This window comes from Streptomyces sp. OZ13, from assembly GCF_052068155.1.
Classification (GTDB): Bacteria; Actinomycetota; Actinomycetes; order Streptomycetales; family Streptomycetaceae; genus Streptomyces.
Window position 1 is genome coordinate 171,794 of record NZ_JBQHCZ010000002.1, and the last position, 14,543, is coordinate 186,336.

Annotated in this window: 16 protein-coding genes and 1 pseudogene; 10 read left to right on the top strand and 7 right to left on the bottom strand. The window is 70.5% G+C overall.

The genetic code is table 11. The annotated features are described in order from the left end of the window. Nucleotides 1-107: 107 nt before the first annotated feature. From ACTMTU_RS04380 to ACTMTU_RS04390, 3 genes are all read right to left on the bottom strand, one after another. Nucleotides 108-662: a TetR/AcrR family transcriptional regulator gene (locus tag ACTMTU_RS04380; RefSeq protein ID WP_441262107.1), complete on the bottom strand. Its 555-nt coding sequence runs from the start codon at nt 660-662 to the stop codon at nt 108-110. Beyond that, complete coding sequence (locus tag ACTMTU_RS04385) at nt 659-1,021, bottom strand: DUF1304 domain-containing protein (protein WP_441262108.1); 363 nt, start codon at nt 1,019-1,021, stop codon at nt 659-661. Before ACTMTU_RS04385 ends, ACTMTU_RS04380 begins: the two co-directional genes overlap by 4 nt. Before the next feature lie 221 nt (nt 1,022-1,242). Next, complete coding sequence (locus tag ACTMTU_RS04390; protein ID WP_441262109.1) at nt 1,243-1,539, bottom strand: hypothetical protein; 297 nt, start codon at nt 1,537-1,539, stop codon at nt 1,243-1,245. A 126-nt stretch (nt 1,540-1,665) separates the two neighbouring features. On the opposite strand from ACTMTU_RS04390, the gene ACTMTU_RS04395 reads away from it, so the two are divergent. Continuing rightward, nucleotides 1,666-2,067 (top strand): YunG family protein, encoded by a 402-nt coding sequence (locus tag ACTMTU_RS04395; RefSeq protein ID WP_441262110.1) that lies wholly within the window; start codon nt 1,666-1,668, stop codon nt 2,065-2,067. 83 nt (nt 2,068-2,150) lie between these two features. Here the strand turns inward: ACTMTU_RS04395 and pyrF are convergent, their stop codons facing one another. Beyond that, complete coding sequence (gene pyrF / locus ACTMTU_RS04400; protein ID WP_441262111.1) at nt 2,151-2,846, bottom strand: orotidine-5'-phosphate decarboxylase; 696 nt, start codon at nt 2,844-2,846, stop codon at nt 2,151-2,153. A gap of 61 nt (nt 2,847-2,907) precedes the next feature. Here pyrF and ACTMTU_RS04405 point away from each other — a divergent pair, with 61 nt between their 5' ends. From ACTMTU_RS04405 to ACTMTU_RS04415, 3 genes are all read left to right on the top strand, one after another. After that, nucleotides 2,908-3,480 (top strand): SMI1/KNR4 family protein, encoded by a 573-nt coding sequence (locus tag ACTMTU_RS04405; protein ID WP_441262112.1) that lies wholly within the window; start codon nt 2,908-2,910, stop codon nt 3,478-3,480. Between the two features lie 354 nt (nt 3,481-3,834). Beyond that, complete coding sequence (locus tag ACTMTU_RS04410; RefSeq protein ID WP_441262113.1) at nt 3,835-5,820, top strand: hypothetical protein; 1,986 nt, start codon at nt 3,835-3,837, stop codon at nt 5,818-5,820. Beyond that, the gene (locus ACTMTU_RS04415) at nt 5,817-7,358 is read left to right on the top strand and encodes a hypothetical protein (protein WP_441262114.1); all 1,542 of its coding nucleotides are present in this window, start codon (nt 5,817-5,819) and stop codon (nt 7,356-7,358) included. Before ACTMTU_RS04410 ends, ACTMTU_RS04415 begins: the two co-directional genes overlap by 4 nt. A gap of 57 nt (nt 7,359-7,415) precedes the next feature. On the opposite strand, the gene ACTMTU_RS04420 is transcribed toward ACTMTU_RS04415, so the two are convergent. After that, complete coding sequence (locus ACTMTU_RS04420; RefSeq protein WP_441262584.1) at nt 7,416-8,069, bottom strand: HAD family hydrolase; 654 nt, start codon at nt 8,067-8,069, stop codon at nt 7,416-7,418. Between the two features lie 154 nt (nt 8,070-8,223). On the opposite strand from ACTMTU_RS04420, the pseudogene ACTMTU_RS04425 reads away from it, so the two are divergent. The 4 genes and pseudogenes from ACTMTU_RS04425 to ACTMTU_RS04440 all read left to right on the top strand — a co-directional run. Further along, a pseudogene (locus ACTMTU_RS04425) lies at nt 8,224-8,377 on the top strand (DUF2201 family putative metallopeptidase); the annotation flags it as partial. A 150-nt stretch (nt 8,378-8,527) separates the two neighbouring features. Next, nucleotides 8,528-8,773, top strand: a complete 246-nt coding sequence (locus ACTMTU_RS04430) for a DUF6332 family protein (protein ID WP_441262115.1) — start codon at nt 8,528-8,530, stop codon at nt 8,771-8,773. A 72-nt stretch (nt 8,774-8,845) separates the two neighbouring features. Further along, nucleotides 8,846-9,661 (top strand): phosphotransferase, encoded by an 816-nt coding sequence (locus ACTMTU_RS04435; RefSeq protein ID WP_441262116.1) that lies wholly within the window; start codon nt 8,846-8,848, stop codon nt 9,659-9,661. 259 nt (nt 9,662-9,920) lie between these two features. Further along, nucleotides 9,921-11,552, top strand: coding sequence for a cellulase family glycosylhydrolase (locus ACTMTU_RS04440; RefSeq protein WP_441262585.1), 1,632 nt, complete (start codon nt 9,921-9,923; stop codon nt 11,550-11,552). 78 nt (nt 11,553-11,630) lie between these two features. Here ACTMTU_RS04440 and ACTMTU_RS04445 read toward each other — a convergent pair whose 3' ends face one another. Beyond that, a complete protein-coding gene (locus tag ACTMTU_RS04445; protein WP_441262117.1) occupies nt 11,631-12,059 on the bottom strand; it encodes a YybH family protein in 429 nt (142 codons plus the stop codon). On the opposite strand from ACTMTU_RS04445, the gene ACTMTU_RS04450 reads away from it, so the two are divergent. Beyond that, nucleotides 12,051-12,485, top strand: coding sequence for a winged helix-turn-helix transcriptional regulator (locus ACTMTU_RS04450; protein WP_441262118.1), 435 nt, complete (start codon nt 12,051-12,053; stop codon nt 12,483-12,485). The genes ACTMTU_RS04445 and ACTMTU_RS04450 overlap by 9 nt on opposite strands. Nucleotides 12,486-12,630: 145 nt before the next feature. Here the strand turns inward: ACTMTU_RS04450 and ACTMTU_RS04455 are convergent, their stop codons facing one another. Beyond that, entirely contained in the window at nt 12,631-12,894 is a 264-nt protein-coding gene (locus ACTMTU_RS04455; protein WP_441262119.1) for a type B 50S ribosomal protein L31, read from the bottom strand. Nucleotides 12,895-13,055: 161 nt separating this feature from the next. Here ACTMTU_RS04455 and lpdA point away from each other — a divergent pair, with 161 nt between their 5' ends. After that, nucleotides 13,056-14,456 carry a dihydrolipoyl dehydrogenase gene (gene lpdA / locus ACTMTU_RS04460; RefSeq protein ID WP_441262120.1) on the top strand — a complete coding sequence of 467 codons (1,401 nt, stop codon included), beginning with the start codon at nt 13,056-13,058 and terminating at the stop codon, nt 14,454-14,456. Nucleotides 14,457-14,543: the final 87 nt, after the last annotated feature.

The following is a 14,543-nucleotide window of genomic DNA, read 5'->3' on the forward strand; positions in this document are numbered from 1 at the left end:
CCATTATCCGGACAGGGGCGCGCGGTGACCGCCCGACCAGGGCGAGTGTCCACGCCGGGCGTCACGCCGACCGCCTTCGCGGCGGACGGCGTGACGCCCGGTGCGGCTCACTCCACCGGTGTGCGGTGCAGGGAGATCAGCAGCCGCCAGACCCCCGCCGACATCGATTGCGGCGAGGCGTCGATCACGCCGTGCAGCCAGTCCGCGAGGACGCCCGCGAAGGCCGCCGCGACCGCCGAGGCGATCATGGCCGGGGCGGGGGCGCCGGCCAGTTCCCGTTCCGCGCGGCTCCGGGCGCGCAGTTCCTGGTGGAGCAGATCGCCCAACGGACCGCTTCCGCCTTCCCGGAGCAGGCCGCGGTAGAGGGAACGGTGCTCGGAGATCTCCGTGAAGAAAGCGGTCAGCGGCGGTGGAGGCTGCTCGGGATCCGGCGTGCCCCGCCACGCGTGGAGCGACTCGACGGCATCCCTGACGATCTCGGCGCAGGCGTCCAGCGCCAGTGCGTCCAGGTCCGGGTAATGCAGGTAGAACGTGGCCCGGCCGACCGACGCCCGGCGCACCACGGCCGCCACGCTGACCTCGTCGAGGGGGCGTCCGGCGCATTCCTCGAGCAACGCCTCCCGCAGCCTGGCCCTGGTGCGCGCCGCCCTGGGGTCGTTCATCCGGCGACCAGTACGGCAGTGAGGGCCAGCGCGCCGGGCAGCGCCTGAGCGACGAAGATGCGCCGATTGGCCGTGAAGCCTCCGTAGAGGCCCGCGACCACCACGCACGACAGGAAGAAGATCTGTACCTGTTGTCCTGTCGGGTCCGCGGCGATCAGACCCCAGACGAGGCCGGCGGCGAGAAAGCCGTTGTAAAGCCCCTGGTTCGCGGCGAGCGGAGCGGTGGCGCGCGCCATGTCCCTGTCGAAGCCGGACAGCGACCGGCCGGGGCCGCGCTCCCACAGGAACATCTCCAGAATCAGGATGTAGACGTGCAGAGCGGCCACCAGGCCGACCAGTGCGTTGGCTGTGAAGGTCATGGATGCGCCTCAAGTTCTGGACGGTTGTCCATCAACTATAGACACGTGTCCAGAACATCGGTGCCCGGCCCTCGGCCGATCGTTCGCCCAGGGAAGAGGTGCACGGTCCTGTGACCGGGCACGACCCTGCGACCGGCCCGCGGAAGGGGAAAGCGGAACGGCGAGAGCGAAGCGGCGAAACGCGGAACGGTGGAAAGCGGCGGACCGGCGGAGAGTCGTGCTCAGCGGCCGCGCGCCGGGCGCTGGGCCTGCACGATCAGCAGCACGCCACCCAGCAGCACCGCGGCGCCGGACATCGTGACGGCGGAACGAAGGCCGCCGGCCTCGGCCAGCACGGCGCCCGCGACCTGAATGACGAGCGCGAGAGCGATCGCCAACTGCGCCCACCCGAAGAGATGCGGACGGACGATGTACTGCCGCTGCACGGGCAGCAGCCAGCCCGAACGGAGCGCAGCCACCCCACTGACAGCGACGAGCAACGCCATCAAGCCGAGCGGTATGCCGAGATACAGAGTCATGTTTCGCCTTCCTTGTGGCGCGAGCATGGCACGCCGACCGCGCGCCTGACCAGACCGTTCGCGCACTTCGCGCCGGGTGCCTGCGGTGAGCGCCCGTTGTCGGTGCGGGCTGGGAGGATCACCGGCATGACACCGTTGAGTCTCACCGACATGGAGCGAGCCGTTCGCAGCAGCTGGAGTGCCGACACGTGCACGCCGGAGTTCCGATCACGCTGGACCACCGACAACCCGGCCCGGGACCAGTGCGGTGTGACCGCCATGGTGCTCAATGACCTCGTGGGAGGCGAGCTGATCCGAGGAGAGGTCCACGTCGACGGAGAGCGCGTGGACTACCACTGGTGGAACCGCCTCGGCATGGGGATCGAGATCGACCTCACGCGGGAACAGTTCCGGCCGGAGGAGATCGTCACCGGCGGAGTCGTCGTTCCCCGTCCGCCCGTCACCGAATGGCGGCGGCTCCGAGAGGAGTACGAACTCCTCCGGAATCGTGTCATGGACAAGCTCAAAGAGCAGCAGGCGACCCTGTAGGCGGCACGCCGGGCCGGACAAGTCGAGACGGCCCAGAGTGACGACTGCCTGGCCGGCCGACACCCGCGGGACGCGCCCGCCCGCTACGAAGCGATGTCGGCGCGGACGGCACGGAACGCGGCGGCCGGGTCCGTGGCGCGCGTGACCGTTCGGCCCACGACGACATGGGAGGCGCCGCCGGCGACGGCCGCACGGGGAGTGTCGGGCCGGGCGTGCTCGGCCGGCGACTCGCCGGGCAACGCGACGCCCGGCGTGACGATCAGCGCACCGGCGCCCAGCGCGCTCCGCAACATCGGGACGTCCGGCGGCGAGGCGATCACACCGTGGCAGCCGGCCTTGTCCGCCAGCCGCGCCAGCCTGAGCACCTGCTCCTGCGCCGGAACGTCGATCCCGACGTCGGCGAGATCCGCGTCGGTCATGCTCGTGACCACCGTCAAGGCGAGGACGCGCAGGCCGGGGAAGCCCCTGGCGGCATCGACGGCGGCCCTCATGATGCCCGTACCGCCCATGCTGTGGACGGTCACCATGGAGACCCCCAGAGCTCCCGCGGCCCGCACCGCACCCGCGACCGAGTTCGGAATCTCGAAGAGCTTGAGGTCCAGGAAGACCTCCTTGCCCTGTGCGACAAGGTGCTCGACGACGCCGGGGCCGGCCGCTGTGAGCAGTTCCGGACCGACCTTGTAGAAACGGCACTCGTCGCCCAGTCGCGCGACGATCTCGTCCGCGGTCGCACGGTTGTCGCAATCCAGGGCGACGATGATCTGACTCCTCGGTTCCACGACGTCATTGTGCCCCGTCCGGGGGAAGGGGCCGCCACTCGCGTCTGGCACGCTGCTGTCCATGAAGCACGACGACCTGATGGGTACTCAGGCGCCGCAGCGCCGCATCACGGAACCGCAAGAGGCCCTCGCGGCGCTGGAGCGCGCCCTCCCCGGCCTGGCCGGGCATCGCCGGCCCGGGCCTGCCGTGATCGATTGGGCCGTACTCGAGGAGGGTCTGGGCACCGCGCTGCCGGCGGACTACAAGCATCTCGCGGAGCGGTACCCGACGTTCGCCGTCGGTGACTTCCTTCTCGTAACTCTTCCCGACCCTGGCCATGAGCGCGACAGCCTTCGCGGTTTCCGTGACGCCCTGCACGTACTCGCCGATGCCTGGGTGGAACCCGGCTCCGGCCCGGCTGCCCATCCCGCCCCCGGCGGCCTGCTGCCCTGGGCGGAGTCGGACGAGAGCGACAAGTTCATGTGGAGCACGACCGGCCGGACCCCGCGGGACTGGACCGTCACGGTCGCCTCCCGAAGCGGAGGGTGGTGGCACTACGACGGCGGCGCGGTCCAGTTCCTGGCGGAGTACTGCGAAGGGACTCTGGAACCCTGGGCGCTGCCCCGGATCGAACCTGACGTGACCCCTTGCTGAGCGCCCACGCCCCGTCGGCGAGCGCCGGGGGCGAACCGGGAGGGCGAGCGAGGCGAGAGGCCTGCGACGGCGAGAGGATCGCTCATGTCGCCCGCGCTGCTCACGATGCGAGGCGACCCCTTCGCGCGAGGCAGGCGCGTACGGGCCCCGGAACGAGCCTGCGCCGTGAAGCTCTTCCCCGCTCCCGCGATCGTCGCGCCACTCGTGTCGCCGCTCGCGCGAACCCGCCCGAAGGCACGGCGAAGTGTTCGCTCCCAACCCTCTGCCGCGCAGGCACCTGTCAGGTAAGTTCCCTCTGTGCACGGCGAGTTGATCTCATGATGCGCGGCTGGCAGGGGGAGACGGGGGAGCGCCATGGGCGGGAGACTGTACGGTCAGCAGGCCCTGCAGGAAGGCTTCGTCCCCCGGCTGGTGGGACTGCACCACAAGGACGGGTACCAGGTCCCCTTCGCGTACCCCAAGGGTGCGCCCGTGGTACGGATCGTCGGCGGACGGGGGAGCGGCAGGACCGCCCTGCTGGGCGCCGTCCATGACGCGTACAACGGCCGGGTGCCGCTCGCGCGGGTCGACCTCGAGGCTCCCGGCTTCGGCGAGCCCGGCGTCGCCGACGGCGACGACGACGTCCCCAACGCCTCCCGCATCACCCACCTGTTGTATCTCCTGGCCTACAAACTCGGCCTGGAGGTACGGCACTTCGGCAGGCCCCTGGCCTTTCCCCGGCTGTCGCTCGGCCTCCTCGTCGTCACCGCCTGGCGCCCGCTGAACAGCGACGGGACCGATCTGCGGCCGCCAGACCTGCGTCGGGCGGAGGCCGATCTGCGCACCCTTATCACCGCCGAGGACCCCGACGTACGACGCCGCAGGGAGAGCCTCGGCCGCTGGTTCGACGTCGTCACCGACAACCTCCCGCAGGTCCTGTCCGCCGTGCCCGGCCTCGACAGCATCGCCGGGATCGTCCTCGACACCGCCCGGGCGCAACTCGTCAAGAGCGAGCCGGACAAGGGCGCACTGGCCTGGTGGGGCGGACGGCTGCACCGTTCCCAGGGCTACCAGGGCGACTCGCTGCAACGGCTCTTCCAGTTCGTCCGCGGCTTCCGCAGGCTCGACGACCGCAGGCGCACCGCCGAGGAGCATCTCGTCGCCGCCCTCCTCGACGACATCGACGCCAACTACGGCACGCTGCGCCGGCTCAACAAGAAGCCCAGGCCCCTGCTGCTCCTCGACAACGCCCACACCGGCGTCGGGCGCTCCTTCCTCGACCTGCTCGACACCGGGCACGGCACCCCGGGCAAGGACCCGACACGGCCCGTGGTCCTCGCCACCCTGCTCGGCAAGGGCCACGGCCACCCACCGCTGAGCGAGGTCGGGGGCGACGCCGTACCGCAGGCCCGGCACCTGGTGCTGAGCATCCCCGACATCGAACCGGCCCACATCGCCGAGATGCTCAGCCCCGTCGACTACCCCGACCATCTGCCCCGCGTCGTCGCGCGCTACAGCGGCGGCCGTGCGGCGAGCGCCCGCATCCTCGCGGACGCGGCCGTGCGGCGCGTCCAGGAAGCGGGCACGATACGCAGTGGTGAACTCCTCGACGAGGCCGCGCCCGCGCTCCTCGCCAAACTGCTGCCCGACCCCGTGATGCGGGAGCGCCTGGTGCTGCTGTCCGCCGCGGCCGACCCGGGCACCCGGCGCGGACTGTGGACCTTCACCCATCCCGAGGACCACTCCGAAGACCTGGTCGCCGCCCGTGTCCGCGAGGCCGACGACTACCGGACGCGCTCCTTCCTCGACGGTGACCGCGCGCTCGATCTGCTGCTGCGTCACCGGCTGGCCGCCACCACCACCCATGAGCGCTGGCGCAACACCCAACTGCGCCTGCGCTCCCTGTGCGACCCGCGCAGCGACACCTATCTGCACCACACGCTCGCCCTCGGCAGGGTCGAGGAGGTGGTGTGCGTCCTGCACCACCGGTTCACCGTCGCCCCGCCCGGCGAGTGGCTGACCGCGCTCAACCTGATCTGCGCCGCCCCCCATCCGCGCGAGGGCTATGAACCCCCCGCCGGCGGCCCCACCCTGTCGTGCACGGCCTGCGGCAGCGACGTTCCCGGCCCGCACCACGAAGCCGTGGCCGCCCTGGTGCCCCTGCTCTGGCGGCTCTCCGACCCGCTCACCCTCGCGCCCCGCGAGGACGAACTGACCACCGTCCGCATCGCGCTGGAGACGTTGTACGGCAACAAGGCCGCGCACGCCGCCTACCGCGAGGCGTCCGCCGCCTGGCCGGCCCGTCTGCGGGCCGGAGCACAGGCTCCCGACCTGCCCGTCCAGGAAGGTGCCGCGTCATGACGTCGTTCATCGCAAGACTCCCCGGCGGACCGCTCACCAAGGCGGCCGGACTCGTCGTCGCCCTGGCCGTGCTCGGCGCGGCCGTATGGACCGGCATCGTCGTCCTCCGGCCGGATCCCGCCTGCGGCAAGGGGGTCGAGGAACGCGGCCCCGAAGGCGCCCGGGAATGCACGGGCGTCACCGACGGCAGCTTCGTCTTCGCCGCCAACCTCAAGGAGGTCAGCGCAAGGATCAAGGCCGAGAACGAGCGGATCGAGGACGAACCGCATGTCTCCGTCGCCGTGATGCTGCCGATGGCGCCCGCCCAGGCCTTCGAACAGCAGAAGACACTGCACGAGGTGCAGGGCGCCTACCTCGCGCAGTACCGCGCCAATCACGACTCCAACAGCAAGAAGCCGGCGATTCGGCTGCTGCTCGCCAACCCCGGCCGCAGCCACAGCCACTGGAAGCCCGTCGCGGAACAGCTCGGCGCCCTGTCCGAGTCCAAGACCGACAACCTCCGGGCCGTGATCGGCTTCGACGTCTCCACAGCCACCACGCAGGCGGCCATCGGCTATCTCACCCGGGAACGCGGCATCCCCGTCGTCGGCGGTCCCATCACCGCCGACGACTCGGGCAACAGCCCCCAGAGGCCCGACGCCTACCCGGGCCTCGCCCGGGTCGTGCCCACCACCACCGACCAGGCCAAGGCCCTGTCCCACTTCAACAAGGACATCGACCCCAAGCACACCCTGGTCGTCGAGGACATCCGCACCGGCGACAACTACGTCGACGCGCTCAAGCGGGCCTTCGCCGAACGGACCCTCGGATCGCCACGCGCACCCGAGCAGTACCGCGCCCCCGAGGAGTTCCACGAAGAGGGCACCACCGCCAACGCCTTCGACCAGATGGTCGACACCATCTGCACATCGGCCGCCAAGGTCATCTACTTCGCCGGACGCCCCGTCCAGCTACGGCAGTTCGTCAACGAACTGGGCAACCGGGGCTGCACCGAGAAGAAGTACACCGTCATCACCGGCTCCGGCGCCTCCACCCTCTCCTCCGACAAGCTCCTCGACTGGGACGCCTTCCGCAAGGGCGTGACCCTCCAGTACGCCGCCGTCGCCCACCCCGACGCCTGGACCGGCCCCAAGACGCCCGCCACCGGCGGCTCGGCGGCCGCCTACCGCACCCTGGCCGAGCTCGCGACCAGCAAAGAGGTCGGAAACATCGGCCCCGTGGAACTGACCGACTCGCGGACCATCACCTTCTACGACGCCGGTCTCACCGCGATCACCGCGATCCGGATGCGCGACGACGGCGACCCCGTCATCCCCACCCTCGGCCGCATCAGCGACGCGTGGCTGCGGCTGCACGGCATGGGCAAGGTCGACGGCGCCAGCGGCTGGATCTGCCTGGACAACTACGGCAACCCCTACAACAAGGCGGTCTCCGTGGTGGAACTCGCGCCCGACGCCCCCGGCCGCATCCGATTCGTCGGCCTCGCCTGGCCCACCGGCCGTCCCACACCGGCGGACTGCACCGCGAGCCGCACCTGACACGGCGCGGCGGCCGGGCCCCCGACGAGGCCTGTCCGGCCGCCGCGGACCATCCGCTCAGCGCCGCCCGCCCGCCCGCCCGACCGGGGCCGGACCGGGAACCGGGACCGCGTTCACATGACTCATGATGCAGGCGATGGTCCGGACGTTGTCCTCGAACAGATGCCCCTTCATGCCAAATGCCCGAGCGGCTTCGATGTTGACTGCGACGTCATCGATGAAGAGACAGTCCTCGGGGCGCACGCCCAAGCCGGCGCACGCGGCCTCGAAGGCTCGCGGGTCGGGCTTGCCGATGCCGATCTCGTGCGAGTAGACGATCCGGTCCACCAGTTCGTCGAAGTGGTACAGCGACGTCTCCCGCTCACGGGCGCCGACAAAACTGTTGCTCAGGATGCCCAGCCTGCACCGGTCCCGCAGGTACCGCACACAGGCGATGAGTTCCTCGTTCGGCGTGCCCAGATACTCCGTCCACAGATCAGCCATGAAGGCTTCGACCTGAGGCGCGTCGAGGTGCAGTCGGGCTGCCACCTGTTCGTGCACCTCTTCTTCGCCGATGCTCCCGAGGCCCCCGGCCCGCCACACGTCGCCCAGTCGCCGGTTCACCGTGCCGGCCGGCAACTCCAGCCGCTGCTCCCACCGTTGGACCCATCCCGTTTCCGGAGTGATCTCCAGCACGCCACCGATGTCGAGAATGACGCAGGTCGTTGTCAACGCGGCCCCCTCTTCGTCCTGTCCGAACCACCGAGCCCGGACATCGCTCACTCACATGATCTCCGCACCCACTGTCGGCCCTCGCCACGCCGCCGGGTCAAGCGATCCCGGTGGCTTGTGACAGCCCTGTGGCGAGCCACCGCCCGGATCCAAGGGCGCTGGCGGGACGAACCTGCGCGCGGGCTTCGCCAAGGCGCTGCGGTCACAGCCGAGGCCGGACGTCGTCGTGGTACTGACGGACGGGCAGACGCCCTGGCCGGACACCCGGCCACCGTGCCGGACGGTGGTCGGTCTGTTCCCCCGCTCGTCCGGCCCGCCCCTCAGCGCCGGCGCCGATGTCACCGACTCCGCCGGTGCGCCACCTCGCCCCTCGCGCATCCCCGCCGGAAGCCAGGGCAGCCCGGCCGGGCTTGCCGAACTCATGGACCGCGGCGGGGACGCAGTGCCATGGTGGGCACATGGCAGCAGGACGGCGGACCCAGGCCGAACGGGACGACATCACGGTGGAGATCGGCTACGCGCTGCTCAGCGCCTGCTTCCTCGGCGGCGTGGTGTTCGCGGCGGTCGCCGGCCCTGCCGCTGTCTGGTCCTTCCCTCCGGCGGTCGAGAGGTTCTTGCGGGCCACGGGAGCTACGGTCGCCGGCGTCCTCGCGGTGATCCGTGTCGTCCATGTGCTGTGGCGACACACGGCTCGGCGCCGCTGACGTACCGGCGGTGACCACAGCCTCTCCCTGATCCACCGGCATCACGAGTCGGTGTTCAGTAGCGTGATGGGTATGAGGCCTGAGGGAGGGGCAACGGACAGCGAAGTCCTGGCCGGCGGCATGGTCAACGCGGGTGCGGTTCTCCGCCGCGGTGCGCTGGTGGAACGCCCGGCGCCGCCCCACGCGATCGCTCTGCATGCCCACCTCCTCGCGCTGAGGAAGCACGGTTTCGACGCGGCTCCGGTCCCTGTCGGGCTCACCGCGGACGGCCGCGAGCAGGTGACGTTCGTCCCTGGCGACGTGGCCCTGCCGCCGTTTCCGCAGTGGGTGATGACCCGGCCCGCCTTGCGATCCGTGGGGAGCCTGCTCCGGCGCCTCCACGATTCCGCGGCGGCCGTCGCGGCCGACACCCGCGTCGAGTGGCCTCAGGACCTGGCCGACCCGGAGGGAGGGACGATGCTGTGCCACAACGACGTGTGCCCGGAGAACGTCGTCTTCCGGGACGGCCGCGCCGTGGCCTTGATCGATTTCGACCTGGCCGCCCCGGGGCGGCCCCTCTGGGACGTCGCCATGACCGCCCGCTACTGGGTCCCCATGCTCGACCCCGTATCCGCGACCGCCTCCTACCCCGACGGCTTGGATGCCCCCGCCCGGCTGCGGATCCTCGCCGACAGCTACGGCCTCACGCCGCGGGAGCGCGGCGAACTGCCCGTCGTCGTCGAACAGGCCACAGGGGTCTGCCGCGCTTTCGTGGCCGGTCGCGTGGCCGCCGGTGACCCGGTGTTCACCCGGGCACTGGACGAGCGTGGCGGCTGGGACCGCTGGGACCGGATGCAGGCCTGGCTGGACGATCGCCGTGAGACGTTCACTGCTGCCCTGCTGAACTGACCAGGCGGCGACCTGCTGCGGGACAGGCGGCAACAGGGCGACGGCGCCGGGCGATTGGAGCCCGCTGACGCGACATCTTGACGTGCTCCTGACGTCATGGCTTCATGGGAGCGCTCCCATAGATCCGATGTCCACGTTTCTTGACCCCACTCCTGGAGTCGCAGTGAGAACAGCGAGAGGCACGACAGGAACGAGCAGCACGAGCAGAAGTACGACCGGGAAACCGGCGAGAGGCGCCACAGGAGGCGCCACCGCGAGAATCTCCGTCACGGCCCTGCTGGCCGGACTCGCCGTGATTCTCGGGCTGCTCCTGCCCGGCCCCTTCGGCGTGACCGTCGCGCAGGCGCAGCCCTCCGATGTCCGCGCCGCAGGGCTCCACATCAGCGACGGCCGGCTGCTCGAAGGCAACGGCAACGACTTCGTCATGCGGGGCGTCAACCACGCCCACACCTGGTACCCGGGCGAGACACAGTCACTGGCCGACATCAAGGCGCTGGGCGCCAACACCGTACGGGTCGTCCTCTCCAACGGGCACCGCTGGACGGAGAACAGCCCCGCGGACGTGGCGGCCGTCGTCGCGGACTGCAGGACCAACCGGCTGATCTGTGTGCTGGAGGTGCACGACACCACCGGCTACGGCGAAGAGGCGGCGGCCGGCACGCTCGACCAGGCGGCCGACTACTGGATCGGTCTGCGCGAGGTGCTCACCGGCGAAGAGGACTACGTCGTCATCAACATCGGCAACGAACCCTGGGGCAACACCGACCCCTCGGGCTGGACCGCTCCCACGACCGCGGCCGTCAAGAAGCTCCGCAACGCGGGCTTCACACACACGATCATGGTGGACGCGCCCAACTGGGGCCAGGACTGGCAGGGCGTCATGCGGGCCAACGCCCGGTCCGTGTACGACGCCGACCCCACCGGGAACCTGATCTTCTCGATCCACATGTACAGCGTCTTCGACACCGCCCAGGAGATCACCGACTACCTGAACGCGTTCGTCGACGCCGGACTGCCCATTCTCATCGGCGAGTTCGGCGGCCCCGCCGACCAGTGGGGCGACCCCGACGAGGACACCATGATGGCCGCCGCCGAGCAGCTCCGGCTCGGCTACCTCGCGTGGTCCTGGAGCGGCAACACCGACCCGGTCCTCGACCTGGCCATCGGCTTCGACCCGAGCCGGCTCAGCTCCTGGGGCGATCGGATCTTCCACGGCGCGAACGGCATCGCCGAGACCTCCCGTGAGGCCACCGTCTACGGCGACCCGGGCGACACGCAGGCCCCGACAGTCCCCGGCGCCCCGACCGCCTCCGTCGTGACCGCCGACTCGGCCACCCTCGCGTGGCCCGCCTCCACCGACGACGTCGGCGTCACCGGATACGACGTCGTCAGCGTCGGCGGCGGCTCCGAGACCAAGGTCGCCACGTCCTCCTCCACCACCGCCACGGTGACCGGTCTCACCGCCGGCACCGCGTACACCTTCGCCGTCTACGCCCGCGACGCGGCCGGGAACCGCTCGGCCCGCTCGGCGACGGTGACCGTCACCACCGACGAGGGCGGCACCCCCGGCGCGGGCTGCGCCGTCGGGTACCGCGTCGTCAACGAATGGCCGGGCGGCTTCCAGGGCGAGATCTCCGTACGCAACACGGGCGCTGCCGCGATCAGCGGCTGGACGTTGGTCTTCCGCTTCGTGGACGGCCAGCGCGTCTCCCACATGTGGGGCGGAATCCCGGCCCAGGACGGGGGCACGGTGAGCGTCACGCCCGCCTCCTACACCTCCGGCATCGCTGCCGGCGGTTCGGTGACCGTCGGCTTCACGGCCACCAAGGGCGGCGCCAACTCCGTCCCGACCGCCTTCACGCTCGACGGCACCACGTGCGCCACCGCGTGACCTGACCGTTCGGCCACCGCCGGGTCCGGCTTTCCCGGCTGCCGAGCTGAGCGAGCCCTGCCGCCGGGACGGGGTCGCTCAGCTTCGGGCGGGGTCCCGGACCGGTTCGGTGCTCTGTGCCACCCCGAACGGGTTGTCGATCGCGTAGCGCCAGTATCCGTCCGCGCCGCGGCGGGCCACGTCCGTCGCGGTGCCCTCGATCCGAACGGGGTCCCCGTCGGGCGTGATGCCGGCGATGACGAAGTCCACGATCAGCAGCGCCAGATCACCGACGACATACGTGTGACGTGGCGCCACCCGGATCGGGACGCGCAGCCGGAGGAAGTCCCCGTTGGCACGGAGACGACCCGCCCCGGTGACCATGTGTCCGGGCGTCGGCACAAAGCCCGCACCGGGCTCGTAGAGCTGGTCGAGGACCTCCGGATCGAAGGTGTTGAAAGCTCGCTCGAAGGCGTACGGGTGCTCGGCGGCGCTGGTCGCCCGCTGCACACTGGTGGAATGCGTCATGTGGCAAGCGAACAGCCCGCGGAAACAGGTAACCAAACGGAAACCCACGCCGCGTGGGACGTGGAGCTGGTACCCGGCCCGCGGGGACGCACCCGGCGGCCGGAGGCCGACTGCCCCGTCGAGGTCGCCCTGGCGGCGGTCTCCGGCCGTTGGACCACACTGCTGCTGCGGGAATTGATGGGCGGCCCTCACGGCTTCATGGAGCTGCGGGCCCGGCTCCCGGAGCTGTCGGCGAAAGTGCTGACCGACCGGCTCCGAGCACTCCAGGACAGCGGCTTGGTCGAGGTGGAACGCAGGCGCGGCTTCCCCGTGCGCACACGGTATGCCCTGACGGCCACCGGCCGGGCGCTGCGGCCACTGCTCATCGAGCTGTACGCCACAGGGGAGGAACTCCTGCGCCTGAGCGGGCAACGGACGGAGAGCTGACCGGGCCCTGGCCGACCCGCTCGTCGCACTGCGTCCGCCGCCTGCGACGCGTACGGGTCAGGGGCCCGCCGGCTCCGGCGTAGTGGTGCCGCCTCGGGGCCGCGGCAGGCAGCAACCAAGGGTCTGGGCGACAGGCGCCGTTTCCTCAGCCGCCGCTCTTCTTCCCGGCGCCGCCGTACCGCTGATCGAACTTGGCGATCTGCCCCTGAGGGTCCACAGCGCGAGCCTTGCCCGTATGGAAAGGATGGCTCTCCGAGGAGATCTCGACATCGATGACCGGATACGTCTCGCCGTCGTCCCACACGATGGTCTCGTCGCTGCGCGCGGTCGACCTGGTCAGGAACGCGTAACCGGCGGCCCGGTCACGAAAGACCACGGGACCGTAATCAGGGTGCTTGTCCTGCTGCATCGCTTCTCCAGCCGTGTCGGGACGCCCCCTGTCACCGTCGCACACGAGCGCCGGGGGTGCAGCGCGACCACTGGTGCGGTGGGTAACGGGCCCGTGGTGCCCTGCCACAATGCCGCACGGCGATGCGCTGCTCGCGACGCCGACGCCCCTATGGTGCTGGTATGAGTGCACACTTCGATGTCGTGGTTCTCGGGGCCGGTCCGGGCGGCTATACGGCGGCGGTCCGCTGCGCCCAACTCGGAATGTCGGTCGCGGTGGTGGAGGAGCGGTACTGGGGCGGTGTGTGCCTCAACGTGGGGTGCATTCCCTCAAAGGCGCTGCTGCGCAATGCCGAGTTGGCCCATCTGTTCACCCATGAGGCGAAGACCTTCGGTATCCGCGTCGACGGCCAGGTCTCCTTCGACTACGGAGAGGCGTTCCGGCGCAGCCGGAAGGTGGCCGACGGACGCGTCAAAGGCGTGCACTACCTGATGAAGAAGAACGGCATCACCAAGTTCGACGGGACGGGCGTCTTCACCGACGCCCATTCCATGCGGGTCCGGGGCTCCGACGGGACGGAGCAGACCGTCGATTTCGATCACTGCATCCTCGCCACCGGCGCGACGACGAGGCTGCTCCCGGGCACGAGCCTGAGCGAGCGGGTGGTGACGTACGAGGAGCAGATCCTCAGCGACCGGCTGCCGGGGAGCATCATCATCGCCGGCGCGGGCGCCATCGGCGTCGAGTTCGCGTACGTGCTGCACAACTACGGCGTGCAGGTCACGCTGGTCGAGTTCATGGACCGGGTCGTACCGCTGGAGGACGAGGAGGTCTCAGCGGAACTGGCCCGCCGCTACCGCAAGCTGGGCGTCAATGTGCTGACGTCCACGAGGGTCGAGGCGATCAACGACGAGGGCCCGCAGGTGCGGGTGCACGTGACGACGGGCGGGCAGCGTCAGGTCCTGGAAGCCGACAAGGTGCTTCAGGCCATCGGCTTCCAGCCGCGGGTGACCGGTTACGGCCTGGAGAGCACCGGCGTACGCCTGACGGATCGCGGGGCGGTCGAGATCGACGGGCGATGCCGCACGAACGTTCCTCACATCTTCGCGATCGGCGATGTGACGGCACGGCTCATGCTCGCGCACGCGGCCGAGGCCATGGGCATGGTCGCCGCCGAGACCATCGCGGACGCGGAGACGATGGAACTCGACTACACCATGATCCCCCGCGCCACCTACTGCCAGCCGCAGATCGCCAGCTTCGGCTGGACCGAGGCGCAGGCGCGCGAGCGCGGCTTCGACGTACAGGTGCAGAAGTTCCCGTACACCGCCAACGGAAAGGCCCACGGACTCGGTGATCCCTCCGGCTTCGTGAAGATCCTCAGCGACGGCCGGCACGGGGAACTGCTGGGCGCCCACCTCATCGGCCCGGAGGTCACCGAACTCCTGCCGGAACTGACCCTGGCCCAGCAGTGGGACCTGACGGTGCACGAGGTCGCCCGGAACGTGCACGCGCACCCCACACTCGGCGAGGCCGTGAAGGAAGCGGTCCACGGACTGGCCGGCCACATGATCAACATGTAGCCGGCCGTCGCGCCGGCGTTCCTCTGGCGCCGGCGTTCCGTTCCACGTCGGCAATCGTTCGGCGCCGGCGGTCCTTCCGCGTCAGCC